This window comes from Hungatella sp. SL.1.14 (assembly GCF_024460495.1).
Taxonomy (GTDB): Bacteria; Bacillota; Clostridia; order Lachnospirales; family Lachnospiraceae; genus Hungatella; species Hungatella hathewayi.
The window spans coordinates 25,773-52,242 of the sequence record NZ_JANFYJ010000032.1; the positions used below are offsets into that span (position 1 = coordinate 25,773).

21 protein-coding genes are annotated in these 26,470 nt (G+C 50.5%); 5 read left to right on the top strand and 16 right to left on the bottom strand.

Annotated features, from left to right (window positions below):
* Positions 1-21 precede the first annotated feature (21 nt).
* The 4 genes from NE473_RS26005 to NE473_RS26020 all read right to left on the bottom strand — a co-directional run bounded on the left by NE473_RS26005 (position 22) and on the right by NE473_RS26020 (position 3,685).
* The gene (locus NE473_RS26005) at positions 22-1,434 is read right to left on the bottom strand and encodes an ABC transporter substrate-binding protein (protein WP_006771039.1); all 1,413 of its coding nucleotides are present in this window, start codon (positions 1,432-1,434) and stop codon (positions 22-24) included.
* Between the two features lie 582 nt (positions 1,435-2,016).
* Positions 2,017-2,541: a hypothetical protein gene (locus NE473_RS26010; protein ID WP_256154035.1), complete on the bottom strand. Its 525-nt coding sequence runs from the start codon at positions 2,539-2,541 to the stop codon at positions 2,017-2,019.
* Positions 2,538-3,119, bottom strand: a complete 582-nt coding sequence (locus NE473_RS26015; protein WP_006771037.1) for a chromate transporter — start codon at positions 3,117-3,119, stop codon at positions 2,538-2,540. Before NE473_RS26015 ends, NE473_RS26010 begins: the two co-directional genes overlap by 4 nt.
* Positions 3,116-3,685 (bottom strand): chromate transporter, encoded by a 570-nt coding sequence (locus NE473_RS26020; RefSeq protein ID WP_022031909.1) that lies wholly within the window; start codon positions 3,683-3,685, stop codon positions 3,116-3,118. The genes NE473_RS26015 and NE473_RS26020 overlap by 4 nt, the downstream gene beginning before the upstream one ends.
* 106 nt (positions 3,686-3,791) lie before the next feature.
* On the opposite strand from NE473_RS26020, the gene NE473_RS26025 reads away from it, so the two are divergent.
* Complete coding sequence (locus NE473_RS26025; RefSeq protein WP_006771035.1) at positions 3,792-4,688, top strand: LysR family transcriptional regulator; 897 nt, start codon at positions 3,792-3,794, stop codon at positions 4,686-4,688.
* Positions 4,689-4,765: 77 nt separating this feature from the next.
* Positions 4,766-5,518 (top strand): SIMPL domain-containing protein, encoded by a 753-nt coding sequence (locus tag NE473_RS26030; RefSeq protein WP_256265428.1) that lies wholly within the window; start codon positions 4,766-4,768, stop codon positions 5,516-5,518.
* A 61-nt stretch (positions 5,519-5,579) separates the two neighbouring features.
* Here the strand turns inward: NE473_RS26030 and NE473_RS26035 are convergent, their stop codons facing one another.
* From NE473_RS26035 to NE473_RS26090, 12 genes are all read right to left on the bottom strand, one after another.
* Positions 5,580-6,851 carry a glycoside hydrolase family 125 protein gene (locus NE473_RS26035; RefSeq protein WP_055651374.1) on the bottom strand — a complete coding sequence of 424 codons (1,272 nt, stop codon included), beginning with the start codon at positions 6,849-6,851 and terminating at the stop codon, positions 5,580-5,582.
* Positions 6,845-8,989, bottom strand: coding sequence for a glycoside hydrolase family 3 C-terminal domain-containing protein (locus NE473_RS26040; protein ID WP_256265429.1), 2,145 nt, complete (start codon positions 8,987-8,989; stop codon positions 6,845-6,847). The genes NE473_RS26035 and NE473_RS26040 overlap by 7 nt, the downstream gene beginning before the upstream one ends.
* Positions 8,990-9,014: 25 nt before the next feature.
* Positions 9,015-9,479, bottom strand: a complete 465-nt coding sequence (locus tag NE473_RS26045; protein WP_039890448.1) for a RidA family protein — start codon at positions 9,477-9,479, stop codon at positions 9,015-9,017.
* A gap of 36 nt (positions 9,480-9,515) precedes the next feature.
* Entirely contained in the window at positions 9,516-11,141 is a 1,626-nt protein-coding gene (locus NE473_RS26050) for an N-acyl-D-amino-acid deacylase family protein (protein WP_256265430.1), read from the bottom strand.
* Complete coding sequence (locus tag NE473_RS26055; protein ID WP_055651371.1) at positions 11,138-12,253, bottom strand: alanine racemase; 1,116 nt, start codon at positions 12,251-12,253, stop codon at positions 11,138-11,140. Before NE473_RS26055 ends, NE473_RS26050 begins: the two co-directional genes overlap by 4 nt.
* Before the next feature lie 15 nt (positions 12,254-12,268).
* The gene (locus NE473_RS26060) at positions 12,269-14,773 is read right to left on the bottom strand and encodes a beta-mannosidase (protein WP_256265431.1); all 2,505 of its coding nucleotides are present in this window, start codon (positions 14,771-14,773) and stop codon (positions 12,269-12,271) included.
* 25 nt (positions 14,774-14,798) lie between these two features.
* Entirely contained in the window at positions 14,799-15,644 is an 846-nt protein-coding gene (locus tag NE473_RS26065) for a carbohydrate ABC transporter permease (protein ID WP_055651369.1), read from the bottom strand.
* Between the two features lie 2 nt (positions 15,645-15,646).
* Complete coding sequence (locus tag NE473_RS26070) at positions 15,647-16,591, bottom strand: carbohydrate ABC transporter permease (protein WP_006771026.1); 945 nt, start codon at positions 16,589-16,591, stop codon at positions 15,647-15,649.
* Between the two features lie 182 nt (positions 16,592-16,773).
* Positions 16,774-18,135 carry an ABC transporter substrate-binding protein gene (locus NE473_RS26075; protein ID WP_022031916.1) on the bottom strand — a complete coding sequence of 454 codons (1,362 nt, stop codon included), beginning with the start codon at positions 18,133-18,135 and terminating at the stop codon, positions 16,774-16,776.
* Positions 18,136-18,377: 242 nt separating this feature from the next.
* A complete protein-coding gene (locus NE473_RS26080; protein ID WP_070102829.1) occupies positions 18,378-20,780 on the bottom strand; it encodes a glycoside hydrolase family 9 protein in 2,403 nt (800 codons plus the stop codon).
* Positions 20,781-20,846: 66 nt separating this feature from the next.
* Entirely contained in the window at positions 20,847-21,587 is a 741-nt protein-coding gene (locus NE473_RS26085) for a 6-phosphogluconolactonase (protein WP_055651366.1), read from the bottom strand.
* Between the two features lie 48 nt (positions 21,588-21,635).
* Positions 21,636-22,598 (bottom strand): ROK family protein, encoded by a 963-nt coding sequence (locus NE473_RS26090; protein WP_242866207.1) that lies wholly within the window; start codon positions 22,596-22,598, stop codon positions 21,636-21,638.
* Between the two features lie 226 nt (positions 22,599-22,824).
* Between NE473_RS26090 and NE473_RS26095 the strand changes: the two genes are divergently transcribed.
* The 3 genes from NE473_RS26095 to NE473_RS26105 all read left to right on the top strand — a co-directional run bounded on the left by NE473_RS26095 (position 22,825) and on the right by NE473_RS26105 (position 26,353).
* Positions 22,825-23,871: a LacI family DNA-binding transcriptional regulator gene (locus NE473_RS26095; protein WP_055651364.1), complete on the top strand. Its 1,047-nt coding sequence runs from the start codon at positions 22,825-22,827 to the stop codon at positions 23,869-23,871.
* A 440-nt stretch (positions 23,872-24,311) separates the two neighbouring features.
* Positions 24,312-24,980 carry a helix-turn-helix transcriptional regulator gene (locus NE473_RS26100; RefSeq protein WP_006771017.1) on the top strand — a complete coding sequence of 223 codons (669 nt, stop codon included), beginning with the start codon at positions 24,312-24,314 and terminating at the stop codon, positions 24,978-24,980.
* 23 nt (positions 24,981-25,003) lie between these two features.
* Entirely contained in the window at positions 25,004-26,353 is a 1,350-nt protein-coding gene (locus NE473_RS26105) for an MATE family efflux transporter (RefSeq protein ID WP_256265432.1), read from the top strand.
* Positions 26,354-26,470: the final 117 nt, after the last annotated feature.

Sequence of the window (26,470 nt, forward strand, 5' to 3'; positions counted from 1 at the left end):
CTCATGTCTGTTGCCTTACTCTTATTTGGTCATGGCCTTTTCATTAGCCCAGTCGGCCTTCATATCGTCAACAACGGCCTGCCATTCTTTTCCGCCCTGAGCATACTGTAACAGGGAAGCGCCAAAGTTATCTTTAAATGTCTGGCTCGGGAATGATGTGAAGTTCCAGGATACAGAATATAAATCCGTATTGCTCATGTATCTGTCAACCTCTTTTGCCAGCGGGTCGGTTGGCTTCTCATCTGCTGTGAACGTATCAAACGGAGCGATAAAGCCTAACTTGTTTGTCACATAATCTTTTCCTGTGTCAGAACTGAACAGCCATGTTAAGAAGTCAAGAGATGCCTGCTGATCTTCTTCCTTGGCCTGGCTGTTGATGGAGAAGAAGTTCTCGGTACCGATACATAAGCCCTGCTTCTCTTCACCTGCTACGCCTGTATAGATCGGAAGGAATTTAACGTCCTCTTCCTTCACGGTATTGCCTTCTACACCTGCAACCTGGCTCCAGCCCCAGTTGCCGTTCTGAACCATGGCAACCTTGCCCAGAGCGAACTCAGCCATGGAGTCCTCAACCGTCTTGGCACCTACCATCTTCGGATCTGTGCAGGAGTTGTTTAAATATAAGTCAAAAATGTTTTTGAAATTATCGGAATACTTGAAGTCGATCGCGTCTTTATCGCTTACGTTATCGTCCTTATATTCATAATAAATCGGAAGGTTTGCAAGATGGGTCTGCCATCTCCAGTCCTCACCGGGAGCAAAGGATGTGGAAGCGAATACGCCTTCGATTCCCAGATCAGCTTTTCTGGCCTGCATATCCTCGGCAACTGCTTTTAATGTATCAAAGTTCTTAATATCGTCCATGGATGCTGCCTTTGCGCCATCCAGGGCGAAATATTTCTGCATAATTGCATCATTGTAAATAATACCGTAGCCTTCTACTACGTACGGAATGCCATATACGCCGTCTCCGTCGGTTACTGCCATACTCTTGTCAACCAGATGGCTGTAGATATCCGTATCTTTTAAATCACGGCAGTACTTTGCCCATGACTTATATCCGATCGGTCCGTTAATCTGGAACAGTGTCGGCGGTTCTTTCTTTGCTACTTCAGATTTTAAGGTCTGCTCATACGTTCCGGCCGCTGCTGTCTGAACCTTCATCGGTACACCGGTCTCAGCCGTGTACTTCTCTGCCAGTTCTACCCATACATCCGCAACCTCAGGCTTAAAGTTTAAGTAGTAAATCTGTCCCTTTGCATCAGATGCCGCTGCAGACGTGTCCTCTGCCTTTGCCGCTTCGGTGGTCTCGCCAGCCGGAGCCGCTGTGGTCTCTGCCGGTTTTGTCTCCGCCGGTTTGGAAGAACATCCTGCCAGTGTACCTGCCGCCATCGCGGCTGCCAGTGAAAGTGCTGCCAGTTTTCTAAGTTTCATAATATATATCCTCCTTCCGTATCTGCGTTCTCTGCCGCAGGTACTTTCCTTAAAATGTTACTCTTGGAACTGTTACCGGTAACCTTCTCGGTAACGGTATCGGTAACGTTTCCATTAACCTTGGTTTCACTATAGCACAGTGTATGAAGAGATGCAATAGTTTTTTTAAATTCCTTTCTATTTTTGTCACTATACTACAATATTATCCTATAATTTTATGCATATGTCACATATTATATGACACAAAAATCTGAAGTCAAGTTTTGAATCCGTGCAATATATTGTTTCTTATCTTATTTCTGTCGCGGCCGGTGTAGCTTGTTACTACATAGGCAAATGGTTGGACAGAAAATAAATAATGGCAGCCTGCCTGGGTATTCCCGCCCAAAAGAGGAAAAAAGATCCCCCAAAGAGTCGCACCTCTTTGGGGGATCGATTTTTGTGAATCCATGCAATTGTTTCATATCATTTCTTAGTTTTAATAATAAACGATTATTCCCTTTCTGTCAAATAGTCATAAAATAAAAAAGCCGTCATTATTACTGTTCGCATCCTGTTCCCGCCCTGCTGCCCACTCCGGCGCTACACCATCTCAATATCATCATCGTGATACATATATTCAGCTGCCGCAAACAGCACCGCCGCCTCGTATGCATCAAGTTCCTTTTCACATTCCACCTCATGACCGGTCAGCGAAGCGATCCGGGTGATTCTTCCAATTCGTCCTTCACGATCTTCCAGAACAATCTCCCGTTTCCGGTTCTGGAGTACGATAACAGCTCCTGCCGTCAGTGGAACCACCGCCTTTACAGCCAGAGGCGCCCGAAACAGAACCGCCGCTCCGCCTCCTTTGCTGTTTCCGCTGATGTCTGTCCGTTCCTCATATTGGAATGGGACTGAAATTTCCTGTTCAGCCTGGGGTTCTGTTCTGTTTTCTATCACACAGCAGCCTCTTTCTTTTCTGACACGGTAGTGAACGCTGCCGTCTGTCCCACATATTTCACGGACCGGGCCGTTTTTTGGCCAGCCCTCTATTGTTCCGGCCAATTTCCCATCCTCTCCGTAGATTCTGGAATTTCCAACACATTCTTTAATCTTTATTTTCATCCTGCCATACCTCCTGCTGCTGTAATAACGGTCTGGCATACACCCGCCAGGACCATAACATAAATGGGATTGATATCAAACCGCCGAAGCACAAACAGTGCTGCCGCAAAGATCAGTACCGCATCCACCTTCAGTCCGGATATAAGGGCCGGAAGCGAAAATCCTGCTTCTCCCCAAAACGATGTAATAATGATACTCATGCCTGCCGTCGCAATCATTGCCACTACGGCCGGCCTTAACGTATTTAAAATTCCCTGAAGCATCGTAAGCTTTTTATATTTCGTATAAACGTATGCCAGAATCGACACCAGAATACAGGATGGCAGAATACAGCCTGCAGTGGCTACAACCGCTCCCGGAAGTCCGGCAATGCGCAGCCCTACAAAGGTTGCGGAATTGACGGCAATCGGCCCGGGCGTCATCTGTGAGATCGTAACCAGATCATTAAACTCTCCTGCTGTCAGCCAGTGATGCAGCGTCACCACCTGATTCTGGATCAGCGGCATTGCCGCATAGCCGCCCCCAAAGCTGAATGCACCGATCTGTAAAAAACTTAAAAACAACTGGATATAGCTCATTTTACCGCCTCCTTCTTCATCGATCTCCAGGTTCTGGCAGCTCCGAACACGATACAGCCGATTACCACGTATACCACATTGATATTCAGAAAGAATGTCAGAACAAAAGCCGCGGCCATAATCAGCATGGAAATCTTGTTTTTCTCAACCAGAATTCCATGTCCCATTTCCAATACCACAGCAATAATGACAGCTGCAACACCAGCCTGCATGCCTGTCAGCATGGAGTGAACCCAGATATTATCGCGGAATGCGATATAAAACATGGACACCAGCGACAGAATCACAAACGGCGGAAGAATCGTTCCCAGTATGGATACCAGCATGCCCGGTACCCCCGCCAGCTTATAGCCGACTACAATGGATCCGTTGACGGCGATTGCCCCCGGCGCGGACTGGGCAATGGCAATCAGATCCAGCATTTCCGTTTCATCGATCCAGTGATATTCATCGGCAAATTTCTTTTTCATCAGAGTCACGATCACGTAGCCGCCCCCAAAGGTAAAAGTTCCAAGCGATATCATGGAAAGAAACAGCTTCCACAAAATTCCTTTTTCTCGTTTCATATTGTACTTCCCTCCTCTTACCTACAGTATATTTCCACTTGATTAATAAGTAAAATAGTATTATTATATCAAATATATAACGTTTTCCTTATAAGGAGGGATTCACATGACGCTCCGCCATATGAAGATATTTGTTTCAGTCTACCAGAACAACGGAATTACCAGGGCTTCCGAAGAGCTCCATCTGGCTCAGCCATCCGTCAGCCTGGCCATTCGGGAACTGGAGGATTACTATGGAATCCGGCTGTTTGACCGGATCTCCCGAAGGCTCTACGTCACTGAGCAGGGAAAGATGTTTTACGATTACGCACTCCATATTGTTTCCCTGTTCGATGAGATGGAACTGGGAATCCGCAATTGGGAACACATGGGAACGCTTCGTATCGGTTCCAGCATCACCATAGGAAACTTTCTTCTGCCGGGTCTTATAAAAAAGTTTACGACCGCCCACCCGAATATGAACGTGAAGGCATCGGTTCATAATTCTTCTTATATTGAAGAATCCATTTTAAACAACCGGATCGACTTCGCCCTGATCGAAGGAATTCCGGAATCACCCCAAATTATCCGGGACCCCTTCATGAACGACCGCCTCTGCCTGATCTGCGGCACGTCCCATCCTCTCGCTTCGAGAAGTACGGTTTTGCTGTCTGAACTGGAGCAGCACAATTTTATTCTGAGAGAACCGGGAAGCGGAGGACGCGAGATACTGGAAAGCCTCTTAACCGGCTTTCAGATTCATTTAAACGCCGCCTGGGAAAGCGTCAGCACCCAGGCCATTGTAAAAGCGGTTGCGGAAGGTCTCGGAATCTCTATTCTCCCCTATCTCCTGGTGGCTGATGATATCAAAAACGGCATTGTTCTGGAAAAGGAGGTGGAGGGCATCTCACTTTCCCGCAAATTTTCTATCATTTACCATAAACATAAATACTTAACACCGTCTGCCAGGGAATTCATCCAGCTGTGTCACACTGACGAGATAATTCAAGAATTTGACCTGTAATGTTAAGAGAAAAGAAATAGTATACGCTGGATTTTCGTGTAAAATAAAGGTACGACAGACTAAGGAGGAGTATCATTATGAAAAAACACCTGATTCAGACAGCAGTGATCCTGGCCGCGGTTTCGGCCTTTGGCCTTACGGCCTGCGCACAGGGCAGCACTTCCGCCCCCATACCGGACACACTCAAAGTAGAAAATGTAAAAGATCATGTAATTACCGTACAGAGCAGTGAAGAGGTGAAGGTCGTCCCCGACACGGCCGAGCTGGTCTTCTCAGTAACCACACAGGCTGAAGACGCAAAAGCGTGTCAGGAGCAGAACAGCAGAGATCTGGCAAATGTAATCAGCTTTCTAAAGGATTCCGGCATTGCGGAGACATCGATTCAGACCTCCAACTATGGGCTTGATCCGGTTTACGACTGGAATTCGGGAAGAACCATCACCGGCTATGAGATGAATACGGAGATCACCGTATCCGATGTTCCGATTGACCAGGCAGGAGCACTGATATCTTCCAGTGTGGAAGCCGGAATCAACAGCATCAGCCAGGTCACCTACCTTTCCAGCAAGTATGACGAGTCCTACCAGCAGGCGCTTAAGAATGCCATCGCTTCCGCCAGGGTTAAGGCAGAAGCCATAGCGGAAGCAGGCGGCTGTTCGCTGGGCGCGGTCGTCCATGTGCAGGAGTATAGTGACAACCAAACTGCACGTTATTCCAGTTACCGGAACGCAGCCACAGAGGATAAGGCCTCAGGCGCGGCAGCCATGGCCGTCGAGCCGGGACAGTTAAGTGTAACGGCACAGGTAACGGTAGAGTTTGAAATTCAGTAAGGCATAAAACAGGCTTGCCCGCCTGGAAGACTTCATTCCGTCTGCCAGGCAGGCAAGCCTGTTATCTCATAATCTTTTTCATCAGCATCTCACTGAACAGAGAATTGACCCACGCAAACCAGGGCCTTGTATAAATTCTCTCATCGTCCTTATGAATACTCTCATGAATATATCCCGTACCCGCATCATTTTCCACCAGCATACGGACCAGCCTTTCAATTTCTGCATCATCATCCGATGTAAGAGCCTGAATGATAAGAGACATCGGCCATACGTGTCCCGGTTTTGTATGGGGACTTCCGATTCCGGTGAGCCTGGTTCCCTCATAGAAACAGGGATTATCGCTGCTGAGTACCAGCCTTCTGGTATTCTGGTATACAGGGTCGGAAGCGTCACAGTATCCAAAATACGGCATGGACAGCAGCCCCGGAATTCCTGCGTCATCCATCAAAAGCGTATTTCCCAGTCCATCTGCCTCGTAAACATAGACACGCCCATATTTCCCGTGGTCTGTAATTCCATACCGCTCGATTCCTTCCCGGATCTGCCGTCCGAGAATCGCGGCCCGGTCCGCCAGCCCACGATCCTGCCAAACAGTTTCCGCCATCTCACTCATCTGTTTCAACGCCACAGCTGCATACATATTGGAGGGAATCAGATATCCGTAGGTGCACGCATCATCGCTGGGACGGAAACCTGACCAGGTCATGCCGGTATAGGCAGCCGGACTTCCCAGTCCGGAACGGCTTAACGTCTCAGTCTCCTTATCCGTCTCCCGCTCGAACCGGTAAGGGGATTCTTCCTCATGGTTCTGTTCTGCCGCCCACTGTTCTGTCACCGTCTCGCAGGCGCTTTTCAGGGCATGGTCCAGATGTTCTGTGCGGCCGGTAGTCTTCCAGAGTTCAAACGCCAGCGAAATCGGAAAACACAGAGAATCCACTTCGTATTTCCTCTCCCAGGTCCAGTCCGTCTGGCCTGACCGGTCCGGAGCGTAGTGACGGCCGTTGGCAGCGGCGTTAAATGCATTGGCATAGGGATCTTTATTAATGTAACAGACCTGCTTCTGAAGAACCCTCCTGATCAGGTCATAGATTTCCTCATAGCGGGCCGCGGCCGGCAAGTAGTGATGCACCTGCGCCGCTGAATCTCTCAGCCACATGGCCTCAATATCACCGGTGATTACAAACAGACTGCCATCCTCCAGTTCCTTTACCGTCGTATCGATCGTATTCAAATAGCACTGTTCAAACATATCCGCCAGTTTTCCTTCAGGAAGACGTTTTTTCAGCTCGGCCGCCTCTGCCGCCAATATCGTCCGGTACCGTTCTACCATCTTAAATCCTCCAGCTTTACCTCCAGCGTTAAAGGAGTTTTTCCGGTCAATTTGACACTGCGGCTGTCCGGCTGGCTCCCACCGCAGGTGACAACCGCCGTGCTCCCGTCCAATATATACTCCCCTTCCTCATTCACCACCATAAATGCTTTGACGGGAAGGGTAAACGGAACCGTCACAGACTCCCCTGCCTTCATATGTATCCGTCTAAAATCTGCCAGGGATCCACCCGGTGCGGCCAGCTCCGAATCTGCAATCCGAACGTACACTTCAGCGATCTCATCGCATTCGGCTTTGGAACGGTTTGTTATTTTCACAGAGAACCTGACCTGCCCGTCAGGACCGGCTTCTGTCTGCTCCGCCTTAAAATTGCTGTATTCAAAATCGCCGTAGCTCAAACCATATCCGAATGGGTACAGCGCCTCACGTTCCATATAGCGGTACGTTCTGCCTTTCATGCTGTAGTCCGTGAATTCCGGCAGTTCCTCCGTGGTCCGATAAAAAGTGACCGGAAGTCTGCCTGAAGGAACTGCTTCACCGGTCAGAAGCCTCGCCGCCGCCAGACCTCCCATCTGTCCGGGATACCATATGTGAAGAATGGCGCTGCAATGCTCAGCCGCATAGTTTATGGCCATAGCACTTCCCGCAGCGAGAAGCAGAATCACCGGTGTTCCCGTCTCGCAAACTGCTTTTAAGAGTCTCATCTGGGACTCCGGAAGGTTCAAATCCGCCTTGTCTGCACCGGCATAGCTGTTGTTGGCATCGCCCTCCTCGCCTTCCAGTGTTCCGTTTAATCCCAGGCACAGGAACACAACATCACTCCGCACCGCCATGGAAACCGCCTCTTTCAGCCGGTCATCCGCTTCCGCCAGATTTTCCACGTTGTCACGGTAAAGATGGGAGCCTTCTGAACAGAATATTCTGGTTTCTTTCCCAAGCACCGCCCGTATTCCTTCCAGAATCGTGTATTTCTCTGTCGCCGTTCCATTGTAATTTCCCTTCAGGATCTCCTCGCTGTCACCGTTTGGTCCGATCACAGCCACCGTCTTAAGTGCAGTCTTATCGAGGGGAAGAATTCCGTCATTCTTTAAAAGTACCATGGATTCTTCCGCCGCTTTTAGGGCAAGACCGTGATGTTCGGCGCAGTCATTGATCTCATACGGAATCTCATCGAATTCCGTATGTTGATCGAACATTCCAAGCCTCATCCTTGTCATCATCAAATGGGTAACCGCTCTGTCGATATCTTCTGCGGACACCAGGCCCTGGTTATAGGCGCTCATCACATGGAGATACACGGCGCCGCAGTTTAAATCGCAGCCGCTCTTAAGAGCCAGGGCCGCGGATTCCTGAGGCGTATCCGTCAGGCCGTGATGCATATGGAAGTCCTTGATCGCACCGCAGTCTGATACATAGTAACCGTCAAACCCCCATTTTTCTCTCAGGATTTCTGTGATCAGATGATGACTTCCGCAGGCCGCCTCACCGTTCAGCCGGTTGTAGCCCCCCATCACGCCTTCGACTCCGGCCTCCTTCACACACCGCTCAAATGCCGGAAAATACGTCTCCGTCAGATCCTTTTTGCTTACCACGCTGTTAAAGGAATGACGTCCCTTTTCCGGCCCCGAATGTGCTGCAAAATGCTTCACACAGGCTGCCGCCTTCAGTCTCTTTCCATTGCCCTGCATCCCCTTAATGTAGGCGGTTCCCATACGCCCCGTCAGACACGGATCCTCTCCGTATGTCTCATGTCCCCGTCCCCATCTCGGATCGCGGAAAATGTTGATATTGGGAGACCAGAAGGTAATTCCCTTATAAAGCCCCCGGTCCCCGTTCCTCACGGCCTCGTGGTATTTTGCCCGTCCCTCGAGAGCAGTCACCTCACCGATTTTCTCCAGAAGCGCCTCATCAAACATTGCCGCCAATCCGATGGCCTGCGGAAATACCGTAGCCGCCCCGGCTCTGGCTACGCCATGCAGCGCCTCATTCCACCAGTTATAGCTGGGAATGCCCAGGCGCTCCACCGCCGGGGCATCATAACGGAGCTGGGAAACCTTTTCCTCCAGCGTCATCTGTGACACTAAGTCCCGCACTCTCTCTTCATCTGTCCTGCTCTCATCCAAATATACCGGTTCCATCTCGCTCTCCTTGTATCCCTGTGGCTTATTCTTCGATTTCGAAAATAGCCTCTGTCTCCACCGGAATATTACCCGGCAGCACGTTCATGCCTACCGCGGATCTGGTCGGCGCTCCCGCCTCCTCGCCGAATAAGTCCACCAGAAGCTGGGAACCGCCGTTTGCAACGTATGGCTGCTCATAGAAGTCATCATCGCTGGCCACATAGACCAGGATCTTCACGGCCTGTTTTACCTTGTTTAAATCACCGATCCGGTCCTGCAGCACAGCCAGCACGTTTAACATGGAATTCCTGGAGAAGACCTGCGCCTCTTCCTTTGTATATTCCTTACCAACCTTGCCTGCCACCGGGCTGTCGATAACAGGGCCGCAGCCGGAGATATACACGAGATTGCCCGCAAATACTCTGGAGGAGGAGTAAACTCCGCCTTTTGCAGGTGCCTTCGGAAGTTCCAGCCCTAATTCTTTTAACTTTGCATATACGTCATTCATCATTCATTCCCTCATTCTTCTACATTTTCTGTGATACTATAATTTTATAACACTGCCGCAGTTTCTTTTCAATAAAAGATCGTCGGAAACAGCAATCGTTCCGTCAACCATTATCATCCGAAATCCGCTGCACAGCTGTTTTGGATTTTCATAAACCGCGTAATCCCTGACCTTTTCAGGATCAAACACGTTAATATCTGCATGGTAACCCTCTTTTATCATACCTCTTCCCTCGAGAGACAGCCGCTTTGCAGGCAGAAGCGTCATCTTCTTCACGGCTTCCTCCATCGTCAGAACGCCCCGTTCCCTGACGTATTCCCTGATAATTTTCGGAAAGGAACCGTAAAGTCTGGGATGCGGGCAGTCGCTCACACCATACAGGGAATCGGAGATCACCATGGAATACGGAAGTCTGGCTACCGTATCCACATCCTCCTGGGACATGGAGAGAACGATAATTCCCACCTTTCCCTGTTCCTCTGCCAGTAAGTCGCTGCAGAAATCAGCCGGCTCTTCATATCCGGCCAGAGATGCAGCTTCCCGGAAATTCTTTCCTGTGAATTTCCGGTTCGCCTCTTTCGTCACGGAGCTCAGCAGAATGCGCTCCCAACCTATGGCAGTCACCATATTGTCCCAGCCTGTATGTTCCCGGTAAATTTCACGCCGCAGTTCTTCCTTCCCGCGTTCCGTTCCCAGCTTCTTAAGCGTCATCTCCACGCTGTCTTCCATCACGGCCGGAGGCAGCAGACTGATCAGTGTGGTGGAGCCGCCGCAGTAGGGATAAAAATCCACGGTCACATCCTGGCCTGCCGCTCTGGCGGCGTCGATCAGTTCAATCGCCTTATAAATCTCACTGCCCCAGTTTTTCACTCCGGTAGCCTTGAAATGGCTGATATTTAAAGGAACCCCGGCTGCCCCTGTGACCTCGATCACCTCTTTCACGGAGGAGACCAGATTATCCCCTTCTCCCCGGATGTGGCAGGCCAGAGGCCGTCCGAAGGGTGCTGCAGCGCTTATCAGTTCCTGTATCTCCGCCCTCGCAGAATAGCATTCCGGCTGGTACATGATACCCATGGAAAGCCCGGCCGCCCCGGCTTCAAGCCCCTCGCGGATATAAGCCTTTGCCTGCTCCATCTCCGGTCCGGTAAACAGCCCTTTCCCATATCCCTTAATGGCAGCCTTCAGCGTACCCGTTGCAATCAGGCTGCCCACATGAAGCGGAAGGTCCCGTTTTCCAAGTTCCTCCAGGTAATCACTGAACCGCTCCAAAGCCATCTCTTCGGGTGCAATGCCAAGGCACGGCTCGATAAAATCATAAATAGCCCGGCGGTACTGCTTCGGCGCCGGAATCGGCGCCAGGCCGCAGTTTCCTCCGATCACGGTCGTAAGCCCCTGCGCCATCTCCAGCCGCCCGAATTCCGGATTGTACAGGGCATCGATGTCACAGTGTCTGTGTGTATCGATAAATCCCGGCGTCACAACGAGTCCTTTTGCATCGATAACCTCCAGCCCGCCAGAATCTGCCGGTGGTGCTTCCGTCCCGGCCGTTTCCGTGTTCTCTGTCACCGCCTCAATGACGCCATCTCTTATCAGTATGTCCTTCCGGAACGGCTTATCACCGCTTCCGTCATAGACCAGTCCATTCTTTATCAGCGTTCTCATACCAGCATCCCTCTCGCTGCCACCACTTCCTGACGCAGCGTCTCTCCATCATAGAGATAGACTGAATTCTGCATATTAATGGCAGTACATACGTGAATCGGAATAAGCTCCACCTTGTCGCCGACCTTCAATCCGGTATCTCCCTTTTTGCTGGTAATGATCCCGTGTTCCTCATTCATTCGGCGGAGCTGAAGATCGTCATTCCCTGCAATCAGCGCGTATCCCGGGTAGCAGTACGGAGGCGTATCCAGCAGGATATCCATGGGAAACGTCTTCGTCCCTCCATCAATCACCGCGTACTCCCTGCATGGAGTGCTGACAACCGTGGCATAGATCCGCACGGCAATGTCCTCCGGTTCGGCCGCCCCCTCTTTGCAAAGCATGTGATCCTTGAATATATATGTCCCCGGGCGGATCTCATCCACCTTTCCCGTCTTTGCAACCTCCACACCCGTAGGGGTGGAACCTGCGCTGATCTCTGCGATGGGAACGCCGGCCTTCCTGATCTCATCCGCTATGGCCTCCATCATATCGCCTTCCTCGGCCCCCGCGATCACTTTATCCTCGGTGGGCTCATCGTGATAGACAAGACTCTTAAAGGTATATATGCCGGTCAGGTTTAAATTGGAAAGCTGATGGACTTCCTTCGCCAGTTCAGCGGCCTTCGTCCTCTGGACACCGGTTCTCTTTGCCCCGGTGTCCACCTCCAGACGAACCTCCAGAGTAATGCCCGCGGCCTTTGCAGCCTCATTTAACGGCACCGCGCATTCCATACTGTCCACCGCCAGAATCAGGCGTTTTAAACGCCTGGCCAGGGCGACGGCCCTTTTTATCCTGAAGCCGCCAACCATGGGATAGGCGATAAAAATATCATCCGCGCCCCCGTCTGCCATCACCTCCGCCTCTGACACCTTCGCACAGGTGATGCCTGCGGCTCCGTGAGCCAGCTGCATTCTGGCAAAGAGCGGCATCTTGTGTGTCTTGATATGCGGTCTCAGTCTGCATCCGGCCGCATCCGCCTCCGCCTGCATCCGTATCACATTTTCCTCTGCTTTAGCCATATCGATTACAACGCAGGGTGTCTCCAGCTGATCCAGTAATTCTTTCTGCATACGTGATTCCTCCCTTTAAAAGCTGTCCGCCACACTTCTGATGTGAAGCGCAGCCGCTGCTTCCTCTGCCGTTATCCGGTTCGGGAATTCCTTTTTATCCACAGCTATGTCCACGCCCTCTTCCGATGTGATATCGAAGAAATTGTCTTCAAATATAACATCATACTCATCCATGCTCAGTTCCGCATAACTTACATACGTATCTGCATCAACGTGAATACAGAATACATCTTCCCTCTCTGTCACAGAAATCCGGTATTCCGGCTTCTGGAATTCGAAGTATTTCGGTTTCACAAAAAGCGTCGTTCCCCGGCTTACCACACGGCCATCCTCGATCAGACGGTATTCTGCCACCGCTTTCTTTTTCATTCCTTCCTCTGTCAGGAACGGGGCAAAATCCATGGCCAGCACTTGTTTCACCTCAAAGGGCCCGGTCACAGCCTCTGTCTCCGTCTCATACAGTGTATGGAAATCACGGTCGAAGAGGCGGACCACCAATACGGCGTTTCTCTCCTCAAAGGATTCATTGTGAATATAGTAGCCGATATCGGTACTTAGTTCTTCCTTTTCACAGGCTGTTGCCATAAAACGGGCGTAGAACCGCCTTGCTCCGTAATGGAGTGCTTTCCAGCGTCCGTAATAATCAACGCTGGCCCAGGAAGCCACCGGCCAGCAGTCATTTAACTGCCAGTAGATGGAACCCATGCACCGTCCCCAGTTCCTTCTCCAGTGTTCCACGCCGTACTGAATCGCCTTCAGCTGAAGAATCTGGGAAATATAGGCGATGCTCTCCATATCCTTCGGATACTTATAGTAACCGGAGATATAGGAGAAAATCTTCGTGTTGGCAAGGCCATTCTTCTGATGTGATTCCATGACCTCGCTGAAGATATTCTGATCCTCCGGCAGGCTGAATGCATCCAGGGTCTTCTTTCCCGGGAATGACTGGAATCCGAACTCTGAACAGAACCGGAAATAGAAATCCCGGTACTCCGTAAACGGCTTGTTGGAATGCCATACCTCCCAGTAGTGGTTGTCACCCCGGTTAAAATCATTGGGATCGTCGAACGATCCGCCTGACGACGGCGAAGACAGCCAGTAATACGTCTGATCATCCACCTGTTTTACCAGGCGGGGCAGAAGCATCTCGAAAATCTTCGTATAGTCCGCTTTGTATTTCGGCCTGTGTCCCTCCAGACGTCCCCAGTCGCGCCAGCCCCATTCCATCTCATTGTTGCCGCACCATAAGGCGAGGCAGGCGTGATGGCGGATCCGTTTTACATTATCGGCCGTTTCAGCCAGAATATCAGCTTCAAATTCATCGTTTAAATCATAGACATTGCAGGCAAACATCAAGTCCTGCCAGACCAGAATACCGTACCGGTCACAGGCATCGTACACATAATCCTCCGGATAATAGCCGCCGCCCCAGATTCGGATACAGTTAAAATTAGCCCTGGCGCAGTCGCGGATGAGCCGTTCGCTCCGCGCTTCACTCAAATGGCCGAGGAGATTATCTTCCGGTATGTAGTTGGCGCCCATGGCAAATATCTTCTGGCCGTTGACCACAAAGGCAAACTGATTGCCCCATTCATCTGCGTCCGTGCAGACAGTGACAGTCCTCAATCCGATGGTTCTTTCCCATACATCGAGAACAGCGCCGGCTGCTTTAAGTTCTGCCCGCACCGTATACAGTGGCTGTTCGCCGTATCCATTCGGCCACCACAGCTGCGGGTCCTCGATAAGTGCTTCTATCGTTTCCGAAGTACAGGCCGTGCTGCCGGGATGAACGGTCTGACTGACAAAAATCCCGGTTCCATCCGGCGCCGTAATTTCGCATGCAAGCGTATAGGCTTCAGACGTTTCACTTCTGCCAGGCATTCTCACACTGCTCTCAAGCGACAGCTTCACCCCGGTATCTCCATGCTCCTGGCGGACCCTCACATCCTCCAGACGGGCGCCCGAATATCCGGACAGATAGACGCTGCGGAAAATTCCGGCATCCGGCAGCTGAGGACCCCAGTCCCAGCCAAACATGTAGTGGGCCTTTCTGAGTGCTCCATTTCCCTTCATGCAGCCTGTGGAAGCATAAAAGATGTCCCCTTCCCGGTCCGCCTTTTCAATAAAGGCGATAGGAGAATGAAAGATAACAGCCAGCCGGTTTACCGTCTTTAGCTTTCCCTTTACATCAATTCTCCAGGTGCGGTGCATATCCCTGACTGCAAGGAGCAGTTCATAGTTTAAATAAATGTCTGCAATGGTATCAAGCCCCTCGAACACGAGGCACTGCTCCGTCTCCCGGAAAAAGCTGTCCGGCACTTCAAATTCTCTCTCATATCGGTAATCTCTGCGGGAAAGCTCCCGTGTCTCATACTCATTCGTCCGCCAATAGGGATCCTCGATAAGGCCTCCGTCCGCCATATCGGTCAAAACGGTTCCCGGGACAGATCCCTTATGCCATTCCTTCGTTTCCGTATCGCACCAGTTCCAGGTGCCATTCAGCGTAATTCGATGTTCCATAGTCTGCTCCTCTTCAAAAAATGTATCAGCCCTTAATACCGGACGTTGCAATGCCCTCTACAAAGTTCCTCTGGAAGAACAGGAAGAAGATTACGACCGGAATTACGAATATGGTTGCCGCCGCCATCAGGTGCGTCCAGTCAACCGAATACTGGTTTAAGAAGCCCTGCAGACCTAAGGACAGCGTCAGTTTTTCCGTCTTGTTGATATAGATAAGCGGTGCTAAGTAATCGGACCAGGCATTGATAAACGCATAGATACCAACGGTCGTCAGGGCAGGTCTTGAGAGCGGAAGCGCAATGGCGATGTAGCGTTTGAATTCACCCGCACCGTCGATCTTTGCCGCCTCCATCAGGGAATTGGGAAGACCTGCAAAAAACTGTCTCATGATGATAATGTAGAACGGACTGCCAAAGAAGGTAGGCAGAATCAGCGGTACGTATGTATTGGTAAATCCCAGTCTGGACCAGATCTTATATAACGGAATCATGGTTACCGTATAAGGAATCATCATCGTCCCCATAATCAGGGCAGAGATGATGGGAGCGCCTTTCCACTTGATCTTGGCCAGGGAATAGGCTACCAGCGGGGTGGCTACCATCTGTCCTATTACGGAAAGAAGCGTGATGAAAATCGTGTTCATCATATATCTTACATACGGTATCTTTGCCATGGCTTCCGGGAAATTGTTCCAGATGACCTCCCTCGGAAACAGCTTTACCGGCAGCTGGAAGGCATCCGCGTTTGTCTTAAGAGCCGTTGTCACCATGATTAAAAACGGTGAAAAGAAGATAAAACTCAGCACAATAACAAGAATATACTTCGGAATCGGTTTTAAACGTTTTTTATAATATGCGTAATTGTTTTTCATACTTATTCACCCCCTACGCCATTCTCGGATACCTTCTTCGTGATTCTGGTCATGACCAGTGTCAGCACAAACACAATGACAAACAGAAGCCATGCCATAGCGGAAGCTCTGCCCATCTTCATATAAGAGAATGCGGTGTTAAACAGATACAGCGGATACATTAAGATGGAGTTGGCCGGTCCGCCGCTGGCGTTGCTGGCACCGCCGCCGGAGCTGGCGTTGATGATAACGTATACCTGAGTAAAATACTGGAACGAGTTGATGATATTCAAAATCCCCTGGTACACCAGAACCGGCGCCACACACGGCATCGTAATCCGGAAAAACTTGTCAAAAGCGTTCGCTCCGTCGATCTCGGCCGCCTCGTAATAGCTGTTCGGCACATCCTGGAGAGCCGCAAGGCAGATCAGCATCGTCGTACCGGTGCACCACGTTCCCATCAATACCAGCGCCCATTTTGTGTAGGCCGGGTTAACCAGCCACGAGGGGCCGTTGATTCCGATCATCTCCAGCACGCGGTTGATATAGCCGTATGTAGGATCGAACATCCAGATCCATACCATGGTAGCTGCAACCATCGGGATGATGGAAGGCATGAAGAAAATAGTTCTTGCCACGCCTCTGCCCTTAAACTTACTATTTAATAAGGAAGCAAGGAGCATTGCAATAAACAGGTTAATCGGAGTGGATACAAAGGCCATAAAGAGAGTATTTTTCAGACTCTTGAACACAAGCGGGTCCTTAAAAATATATTTGAAATTCTCAAGGCCGATCCATTCCGGCGGCTTCACCGGATTGAAGGATGTGAAGCTATAGTAAAACGAGGTGAGCAGCGGTATCAGACTGAAACATACGAATCCAATAATCCATGGAAGTGCGAACAGAAATCCATTGATATTGTCCCGCCGTTCTGATTTGCTCATTTTCTTGGCAGTCGGTTTTGACATTGGACTACTCCTTTCTGATGTGTGAGATCGGAAAACATTATGAAAAGGCCCCTTATAAAAGAATATCACATATGTGCTTCGGCATCATATGTGATATTCTTTTGCTTTGCACGGACAGCTCCGCGAGGTGTTTTTTGTGAGTGCAGCGAAGCGGAAGTCACAAAAAACCCGCGGTAACTCTGTTACTGAAGCATCTTCGCCTGGTCGGCAAGGCCCTTCATGGCCTCCTCCGGCGTCTGCATGCCATTGTAAGCATAGTCAAGATACTCTTCAATTAAGGAAGTATATTTTGCCAGATCTTCAATCTTGGCGTACTGAATACCGTTTTCTGTCTTAAGAGCCTCAATAAACATATCGAAATTCGGCTGTGCCAGAATATCCGGATCATCATATAATGCAAGCTGTGTCGGCAGATTTGCCATACCGATTAACAGTTCCTTTGTTGCCTCAGAATTAGTGAAGTACTTAACGAAATCCCATGCGCCTTCTTTTTCATTTGCTACGATCGGAATGCTTAAGGAGTTTGTCTCATAACGGCTGGTACCTGCGATCTCCGGATGTGCTTCCGTTCCCGGGATCAGCGCCACGCCATAGTTGACATCGGAGTTAAAGTTCTTCATCATGGCTGCCATCCAGGTTCCGTCAAAACGGAATAACTGCTTACCTGCAAAGAACATGTCATTTTCCGTATAGCGGTTGGTATTGGCCGTTGCGACGAATTCCTGTACCTTCTCGATTCCGTACTGGCTTCTGTAGTCGATGTTCATCTTAAGGCTGTCAAGGATAGCCGGATCATCCGGTGTCAGGGTTAATCCGTCATCTGACCACCACTTTCCGCCGAAGGCATAGATCAGTTCCTGTCTTGCGCTTGCCAGCGGGAATAACGGGTAGCCCAGTCTCGTGATGGTTCCCTTATCGTCAACCTCCGTAGCCTTTACCGCCATCTCGTACAGCTCTTCCATGGTCTTCGGAGGCTCTGTGTAGCCGATCTCCTCAAGAATGTCCTTATTATAGAACATCTGGATAATCATGGATGCCAGCGGCGCACCGTATACAGTGTCGTTCAGTGTGTTGGCTACGAGAGACTGATTGGAAAATACTCCTGTCAGATCGTAATTATCAGCTGCGGCCAGATCGGTAATGGACTCTACCAGTCCGTTGGTGGCGTACGCCAGGACATCCTGGTTGGAGACTTCAATAACGTCAGGCGCTTCATTACCGGAGATGGCAACGATGATCTTCTGCTTATCAGATACGCTCAAGCCCTCTACGAAATACTTGTCCTGGCTCTCATTGTAAGCCTTAATCGCATTTTCAAAGCAGGTTGCCTCATCACCTGTGTGGGAATACCAGAATACGACTTTCTTCCTGTCACCGCTCTCGGCCTTTGTGTCCCCTGCTGTCTCTCCGGCGGTTGTCTCTGCTGTCTCTCCGCCTGCAGCTGCAGTGGTGTCGGTTGTGGTACTCTTTCCTCCCCCGCACGCTGTCAGTGATGTAATCACCATAGCAGTCGCCAGCAGACAGGACATAAATCTCTTCTTCATATAATTCTCCTCCTTTTTTTGCATAAAATCAGTTATTAATATTCGTCATATTTTTCAAACTTTTTTTATGCTTTTAAAAATCTTTTTTTCTTTTGGTGATTTTAGAATATCATACTTTTTGTTAGTTTTCAAGTATTTTTTTTCTTTTTTTTGGACTTTTTTATCACTTTTTTTAATTAACAGCTTACTTTTTTTAATTCTTCACTTTTCTTTACATGTTTTTTAGTTTGCTTTTTCATACTTTATGTCTGATTTTTATATATTTCCGCAATTATTGCAAACAATTTGGCAACTGACGTGACCCAGACTTCTTTATAGGTAGACTGGTTGCCGCCGGGCCAGTACGGGACATCGGAATTGCCATCCGTCTCGATTCCCACAGGCAGCTGCCCCACACAGATGCCGGGGAAAGTGGAGAAAAGCTGCTGATATCCGGTACCCACACCGTACATAAGAGACCGCCCAAACGGATTTTTCCCGAACAGCCAGTCGGTCTGGGAGGCTGCGGCTTCCATAAGGAATGCGTCATTTAAATATCCGCCTGCAGCGGCAGCCCCTTTTGCCGCCGACAGCATCACCGCGGTGTTGCCTCGGAAGGAGAACCATACCGGAAACTGGCGGACTCCATAGCCTGATTTTCCCCCAGTGCCGGTTGGGACACACATTCCCGCCCTCACCTGAAGGGTGTGATTTTCTTTCTCTGTCTCATAATCTGTCTGCAGATGAAGGAGACGGAAAAGCTCCTGATCCTCCGCCGTCTCGGAATAGAGGCCGGCCGGCAGCATTTCATAGGGAGAGGCACAGGCCATTAAGTCTCTCACATACTCGCCGTACAGGCGGATCCCCTCTTCCCACAGCATTTTATCGGGATGGGAATCCAACAGCCGGCACAGCAGCACAAGGGCCGTGACCGGAACATGCTCCCTGGCCTGGTGATTATAGTGGACGATATCGCGATGGGTCTCATCCCTGTAGAAGAACCCGCGCAGCCCTGTCTCTGATGAGTCCTTCTCCTGGCAGTCCAGAAGTTTTCTTCCATACTCAGCTGCAGCCGTTTCATACACCTCTTTTCCCGTTACCTTCCAGATTCTGACCGCGGCTGTCACGATTTCTCCGTAAAAGAGTGCTGCAGATGAAGAGTATGTATGTTCCCATTGTACCGGCAGCTCCATTCCGTGAGTCCGGCAGCGTTCCAGGGCAAATTCAAAATCCTCCTCGGCTGCCTTCGCACACCGCCAGGCCAGCTCACCGTCATAATCCCGCAGACACTCGGCAGCCAGTGCAAAGACTCCCGCGCAGATAAAATTCTCAAGTGCATGGTTGTGAACCCGGACATTGGCTGCATCGTCATCATTGCCTATTTTTCCGTCGGTCCATCGGATCAGGCCGATACTGGAAGCCCGGTAACCGTCTCCAAATCTCGTCCGGAAGATAAATTCAAGCCCCCACAGGGCTTCTTCCATCAGTCTCTGGTACAGCAGCGTGTTCCCTCTCCGCTCTGCGGCAAGCTCCAGCAGGCTTTCTACCGTCTCTGCCGTCTGGACTGTCTGCTGGGACATATCTCCTGCATCATGCCAGCCGCCGCAGTATGGCAGCTTTACCCCATTATGTTCTGCGTAAACATCCATGTGGCAGAGTCCATGCTTGCCCGGAACCGGATAACCACACCGCTCGCAGAACAGAAAATTTATCCCTTTCCACGTCACCTCATCCAGAACACCGTCTCTGACCGGGAACCAGTCTCCGGTCACATTCCCCGCCCGGATTCTGTACTCGCCTTCCTGGGTCAGCTCTGAAAAGTCGGCAATCCGGAAGGCATCTTCCTTCCAGACTACATGTTCCAGGCTCTTTTTCAGACAAATTCTGCCACTCCGGTCTTCAATTATAAATGTTTCCGCCTCCTCAGCCAGCACCGCCCGTTTCACTGCTCCGGTCTCATAACCGCAGGTGGAATAGCAAACGGTGTTCCGCTCCGGAAGCCAGCCGCTCTCCTTTCCCGGATGTTCCACTGCCTCCAGCCAGATTTCCTTCACAAAGAAGGCGGCCGTCTCACCGCTTGCGGTGTCCCGTCCATTGATCCGGTAACGGAAGCCAAATCCGCTCACGCAGTCACGGGGCAGAGACGGAAATTCCCAGATACAGTCATTCCACTGGTGATTCTTTAAATTCATCATGTGAAATCCCTGCCGTCTGTACCGGTCCGGAACCTTACGCTCGCCGTCATTTTCCAGATACATGGAAAGGCTGACGGTTCTCGCTCCGTCACACTCCGGCCTGATCAGGGCCCTTACACGGTGAAACGAAGTCCAGTCCGTCTCTTTCACCGGAAATGCGGCGTGAATATGGCCGTAATAGGCACAGTCCCCGTCCTGAGGCATTCCTTCCGGCCAGCACCGGCACAGGAGAGGCGCCTCCATTGCCAGAACAGTTTCCACCTCCAGCCGGACGGTTTCCACCGTCCCCCGCTCCATAGATACAGGATCCCCGCAGCAGCCCTTTCCATCTCCGCTCCACACGGTCTTTCTCGCTGTCACCTTCTTTTCCTTTTCCCTCTGTTCCAGAGAAACTTCTTCATGGAGAGGCAGCGGTCTGTGAATATAACCGCTCTCTTCCAGTTCCTGCTGAAACTCTGTATTTATCTGCATATTCGTCCTTTCTGCATCACTCTGCATTTTCAAGAGTTGTCACTGTTCCCGGCCAGTCCGGCGTTTTTAAATGGTCTTGCGCATCAATGCACCTGCTGCCTCACGGTCCAGGAGTACCTCACAGTTCGGATGCAGCTGCAGAATGGAGGCCGGAACCGCCTCGGTCACCGGGCCTTCCAGCGCCTGCCTTATGATCTCTGCCTTCTTTTCTCCTTTGGCCGCCAGAATAATCCTCCTGCTTTGCATGATGGTCTTAATTCCCAGGGTCAGGCCACCCAGTTCATGATCATCGGGCACTGCCGTCTCTCTTCGCACTCTGGCTTCAAAGATCTCATCCATAGGCGACACCCAGGTATCACTGCCAAATGGAGTTCCCGGCTGATTGATTCCAATATGGCCGTTCCAGCCGATTCCCAGAATCTGCAGATCCGCGCCGCCGTGCTCTCTGATACCGTTCTCAAATTTTCTGCTCTCCAGTTCGAAATCGTCGCCCTCCGTAAGCGGCATCAAAAAGCGCTCATCTGGTACTCCCAGGTGGTCTAAAAGCTGGCTGCGAATCATGGCGTAGCAGCTGCCCTCGTAACTCCGCGGCAGATTCGTCAGTTCATCCACATTAAAGAAGACGGTTTCTGACACATCAAAGGGATGAAGCTTGTATAATTCGCTGACAATTCTGTGCATATTAGTCGTCGTCTGCCCGGTAGAAAGGCCGATAACGGAATTTTTCCTGGCCAGAATCTGTCCGATTATTCTCCAGGCACCTGTTTCGTCAAATTGTTTTTCTGTTTCTGCAATCGTTATCTTCATGATTTAATCTCCTTTGTCATAAAATCTGATGTTATAAATTCTATCTTTCTAAATGATATTTCTTCCCTCTCTCCCGCTTTTCAGGCGTCCTACAGCCGCAGCGCCGATTACGCCGGAAAATGCCGGGGCGAAGCCTGATACCCGGAACCCTTTTGATACATGGCGCATGGTCACTTTCTCCAAATATCCTTCCACGCGCTGAAAGAACCACGGATCCGACATCAGTCCGCCGCCGGCCACCACCATATCAGGGTCTGACATGCGCACCAGATTCATAATGGTGCAGCCCAGCACTGAGGCCGCCTCCTCTGCGATGGAAAGACAGAATTCACTGCCTTCTCTGGCCATGCGGAATACGGCCGCCGCCGGATATCTCCCGCTCTTTCCCAGCTCCAGGAGTTCAGCCGGAGCATCAGCCCGTCTCTCTTCGACCATCCTGTGAATCCCGATTCCGGAAGCCGTAAGCTCACAGCAGCCCTTTCGTCCACAGACACAGTTCCTGCTGCTCCTGTAATCCACAACCATATGGCCAATTTCCCCGGCATCACAGTGAGCCCCATGCAGCACCTTCCCATCGATTACAAATCCGGCAGCCAGCCCGGTTCCCGCATTGACATAAATGAAATCAGAGCAGTTCTTTCCTTCTCCCCACAAAAGCTCCGCTGCAGCCGCGCTCCTGACGTCGTTGTCGATCCCCGTCTCCACTCCAAGCCGCTCAGCGGCCATCTGCGCCAGAGGGAGCGGTATCCCTTCTTCATGATTCACCGAATGCCAGATCCCATTCTTAAAATCGCTGATCCCTACAATACCGATTCCTGCCCCTCGGATTCTTCCTTCCGGAGCCTCCTCCGCTACGTAGTTATCGAGACACTGAAGCAGATGAGCGGCAATCTCCTCCTGCCCCGTAAGCCCGGTCGGATACCTCCTGTACTTCAAAAGCACCCCATCCTCCCGGACCTCCCCAATCAGAAGCTTGGTTCCACCGTAATCAATTCCCAGATATGTATCCATTTCTTTTACTCCCTTTCTCCACACGCTTCGCATGAGTTTATGAAAACCTTTTCATATTTTTACGATACCATCCGTTCTTTTTCTTGTCAATTCGTGATATTTCATAAATTTCATTTGATATTTTTGTGAAAAGGGTTTCATTGCAATTTCATTTCGTCCGTGTTATACTGGGAAGACCCCCGGTTCTTCGTCCGTGGGATTCAAGCATATTTTGGAGGGGCTGATTATGAAATCCAATATAACAATTACCCAGATCGCCCAGGAAAGCGGTGTTTCTGTCGCCACCGTCTCCCGTTTTTTAAATGGAAAAGTACCGGTTTCCGCCGATAAAAAGGCCCGCATCGAAGCGGTGGTCAGAAAATATGACTTTACGCCGAACGCGCTCGCCCGGGGATTGATATCGAAGAGAACCATGACGCTGGGCGTCATTCTGCCGGATATCACCAATCCCTATTTCGCAACCATTTTTCAGGAAGTCCAGAGGTGTGCCGCCGAGGAGGGATACTCTGTTTATCTGTGCAACACCCGTTTTCATCATGGGGATTCACCGATCGACGAGACCGGATATTTCCGCATGATGATGGACAAAAAAGTAGATGGAATACTGATTATCGGCGGCCAGCTGGACATGGTCGAGCCCAATCCCGCCTATAAGGAGGCGCTGAATAAGCTGGCCGCCTCCATTCCGGTCGTAGCGGCAGGCAGGGCAATCCCCGGCGTCGACTGTATCTTTCTTGATTCAGAAAATGGAAGCGGAGTCGTCACCGCCTACAATTACCTCGCCTCACTGGGCCACAAGCATATCGCCTTTGCCGGCGGCCAGCCCGGCGTCACCATCACGGAGACCCGTCTGGAAGCATATAAAAAAGCGGCTGCCTCCTCCGGCAGTGCGGTACAGGAAGACTTAATATCTCTATCTGATTACTATCTGCCGGACGGATACCAGGCTGCAGAAGCACTTCTAACGAGGGAGACGCCCTTCACCGCCGTGATCGCCATGAATGACAATGTGGCGCTTGGCGCTATCCGTGCATTTGCCGATCACGGCCTCTCCGTCCCCCGCGACGTGGCCCTCATCAGCTGCGACCGCTTTTACTTTGCCGACTACACGATGCCCCGTCTCACCAGCATCCATCACCACAGCCGGCGCTGGGGACAGATGGTTGTCCGCACCCTGATCCAGTCCATACAGGGCTCCACAGAAAACGCCAGAATAACCTTCCCCCCCGAACTCATTATCGGCGAAAGCTGCGGCACACACTTACATCATTAGTTTCCAACTTGTCTACACCACCAGCTATCCCCTTTAACATAATATCCATACGCATTTTTATCCAGCGAAGCCAGTACACAGCCGAAATCCCGGAGAGCACCGGCGCCGTCATGTATATTCCAGTGTGCCGGCATCTGAAGCGGATAGTCCCCCTCACCTACGTTCGGCGGAGGGTTACGAGTCATAAGAAAGTCCGAGACTGGCGAACGCGCCTGTTTTCGGCGTGTACGCCAGTCTCGGACTTTCTTATGGCGAGTAGGAAGCAAGACGGACACGGAATATACATGACGGCGCCGGTGCTCTCCGGGATTTCGGCGTAATTCTCATACTTTTTTTCTGATTTCTCTATTGTTTAAAAACTTTTAATATGATATACTGAGTCTACAAACAGTATTCGCAACTATATTCTTATTTTTTTTCATATTTGAGAGGTGATTACCATGAAAACCCTTGATGAAATTATGCCTATACTTCAGCAGCTTCTCACATTAGTAGAGCAGCACTTCGGTAACAAATGCGAAATCGTACTTCATGATCTGACAAAGGATTACAACCATACCATTGTCGATATCCGAAACGGAGACATTACCCACCGTTCCATCGGGGGCTGCGGAAGCAACTTAGGGCTGGAAGTCCTGCGCGGAACCGTGCTGGATGGGGATCGTTTTAACTATGTTACCACTACACAGGACGGAAAGATTCTCCGTTCCTCATCGATCTATCTAAAAAATGATCAGGGCGAGGTCATCGGATCGATCTGCGTGAACCTGGATATCACAGAGACACTTCAGTTTGAAGGGTATTTACGCCAGTTTAACCAGTTTGACAGCTTCACTTCCAACGACGAGGAGATTTTCGCTCCCGACGTGAATAATCTTCTCAGCCATCTGATTCAGATGGGACAGGAACAGATCGGAAAGCCTGCGCTGGAGATGAACAAGAACGAGAAGATTGAGTTTATCCGTTTCCTTGACCAGAAAGGAGCATTCCTCATCACGAAGTCCGGGGAACAGATCTGTGAACTTCTGGGAATCAGCAAATTTACCTTTTATAATTACCTTGAAAGCAGCCGCAGCCAGTCGGATTCGTCTGACAGCGACCAGACCTGAGAGGACAGGCGGGAGACAGGATTATGAAGGAGCGACCATCTGCTTCACTGACTGAAGGGCCCATAACCCGATCGATTCTGCTGTTCACAGGCCCCCTCATCATTGGGAACCTGTTTCAGCAGCTTTACAACACTACAGATTCCTTTATCGTAGGCAATTTCGTAGGCAGCGGTGCGCTGGCCGCTATTGGCGCCAGCGCCCAGATTATTAATTTGTTCATCGGCTTCATCATCGGCCTGACTACCGGTGCCGGAATCATCATCGCACAGTATTACGGCGCCGGAGATGGTACCCGGCTTCATTCAGCCGTCCATACTTCTTTCTGCTTCTGTATCCTGGGAGGAATTCTGGTTTCTATCGCTGGCTGTCTTCTTTCTCCCCTTATTTTAACCGCTATGAACACCCCCTCTTCCGTCATCCCGGACGCAGCACTCTATCTGCGCGTCTATTTTCTTGGAGCACTCTTTAATATCCTTTACAACATGGGGGCCGGCACTCTGCAGGCGGCGGGAGATACGAAGCATCCGCTTTACTGCCTCTGCCTTTCCTCTGTCATTAACGTGGTGCTGGATATTGTCTTTGTCACAGTCTTTCATATGGCCGTGCTGGGAGTCGCGCTGGCCACCTTAATCGCACAGCTGGTCTCGGCCGCCTGTGTGTTATGGAAGCTGACTCATACCGATGACATTTACCGCCTGATTCCATCACAGATTCATTCCGATAAGGCCATGCTGATTAAGATATTAAAATTCGGCATTCCCACAGGCCTTCAGACTGCCGTCACCTCCCTGTCCAACGTCATTGTGCAGAGCTATTTAAACGGTTTTGGTTCTCTGGCCATGGCCGGCAGCAACATTTACGGGAAAGTGGACAGCTTTGCCCTTCTCCCTGCCAACTGCCTCTCTCTGACCACGACCACCTACATCGCCCAGAACATGGGAGCAAGAAAGTTTGACCGTGTAAAGCAAGGATTTAAACAGTTTTTGTGGCTCGGCAACCTCTACGCAGCCGCCATTGGAATCCTGCTCTTCTTCTTCAGCGCAGGGCCGCTCCGGCTCTTCACCGCCGACCCTGAGGTCGTCCATTATGGAGCCATGATGGGTCAGGTGCTGGGACCAGGCTACATTCTGCTGATCACATGTCAGATTCTGATTGGAACCGCCAGGGGCGCAGGGGACACCTTCAGTACCATGCTTTTGTCAATCCTGAATTTATGCGGCCTCAGAATCCTCTGGCTGACGATCATGATTCCCTTCTTCCCGTCCATCTACACTCTGTATCTCGGCTATCCCGTCACCTGGGGAACCGCTGCGGTCTGCATGGGAATCTATTATTGTAAAAAAATCAAACCGCGCCTTCAGCGTGTCCGTTAGGCTCACTGTCCGCGGAAATCATTCGCCCTTGAAAAGCCATTCAATACTTTGAGCTGATGATGAACTGAAAAAGAGGGCTTGAAAAATCCAAACCCTCCGTGTCTAATTTACTTAGAA

Coding starts and splice junctions, on each gene's coding strand:
- NE473_RS26065 (WP_055651369.1), bottom strand. CDS start 15,644: ATGAAAAACAATTACGCATATTATAAAAAACGTTTAAAACCGATTCCG.
- NE473_RS26095 (WP_055651364.1), top strand. CDS start 22,825: ATGAAATCCAATATAACAATTACCCAGATCGCCCAGGAAAGCGGTGTT.
- NE473_RS26055 (WP_055651371.1), bottom strand. CDS start 12,253: ATGCAGAAAGAATTACTGGATCAGCTGGAGACACCCTGCGTTGTAATC.
- NE473_RS26075 (WP_022031916.1), bottom strand. CDS start 18,135: ATGAAGAAGAGATTTATGTCCTGTCTGCTGGCGACTGCTATGGTGATT.
- NE473_RS26035 (WP_055651374.1), bottom strand. CDS start 6,851: ATGGTAGAACGGTACCGGACGATATTGGCGGCAGAGGCGGCCGAGCTG.
- NE473_RS26090 (WP_242866207.1), bottom strand. CDS start 22,598: ATGGATACATATCTGGGAATTGATTACGGTGGAACCAAGCTTCTGATT.
- NE473_RS26085 (WP_055651366.1), bottom strand. CDS start 21,587: ATGAAGATAACGATTGCAGAAACAGAAAAACAATTTGACGAAACAGGT.
- NE473_RS26060 (WP_256265431.1), bottom strand. CDS start 14,773: ATGGAACATCGAATTACGCTGAATGGCACCTGGAACTGGTGCGATACG.
- NE473_RS26100 (WP_006771017.1), top strand. CDS start 24,312: ATGAAAACCCTTGATGAAATTATGCCTATACTTCAGCAGCTTCTCACA.
- NE473_RS26020 (WP_022031909.1), bottom strand. CDS start 3,685: ATGAAACGAGAAAAAGGAATTTTGTGGAAGCTGTTTCTTTCCATGATA.
- NE473_RS26045 (WP_039890448.1), bottom strand. CDS start 9,479: ATGAATGACGTATATGCAAAGTTAAAAGAATTAGGGCTGGAACTTCCG.
- NE473_RS26050 (WP_256265430.1), bottom strand. CDS start 11,141: ATGAGAACGCTGATAAAGAATGGACTGGTCTATGACGGAAGCGGTGAT.
- NE473_RS26010 (WP_256154035.1), bottom strand. CDS start 2,541: ATGAAAATAAAGATTAAAGAATGTGTTGGAAATTCCAGAATCTACGGA.
- NE473_RS26070 (WP_006771026.1), bottom strand. CDS start 16,591: ATGTCAAAACCGACTGCCAAGAAAATGAGCAAATCAGAACGGCGGGAC.
- NE473_RS26080 (WP_070102829.1), bottom strand. CDS start 20,780: ATGCAGATAAATACAGAGTTTCAGCAGGAACTGGAAGAGAGCGGTTAT.
- NE473_RS26025 (WP_006771035.1), top strand. CDS start 3,792: ATGACGCTCCGCCATATGAAGATATTTGTTTCAGTCTACCAGAACAAC.
- NE473_RS26040 (WP_256265429.1), bottom strand. CDS start 8,989: ATGGAACCGGTATATTTGGATGAGAGCAGGACAGATGAAGAGAGAGTG.
- NE473_RS26015 (WP_006771037.1), bottom strand. CDS start 3,119: ATGAGCTATATCCAGTTGTTTTTAAGTTTTTTACAGATCGGTGCATTC.
- NE473_RS26005 (WP_006771039.1), bottom strand. CDS start 1,434: ATGAAACTTAGAAAACTGGCAGCACTTTCACTGGCAGCCGCGATGGCG.
- NE473_RS26105 (WP_256265432.1), top strand. CDS start 25,004: ATGAAGGAGCGACCATCTGCTTCACTGACTGAAGGGCCCATAACCCGA.
- NE473_RS26030 (WP_256265428.1), top strand. CDS start 4,766: ATGAAAAAACACCTGATTCAGACAGCAGTGATCCTGGCCGCGGTTTCG.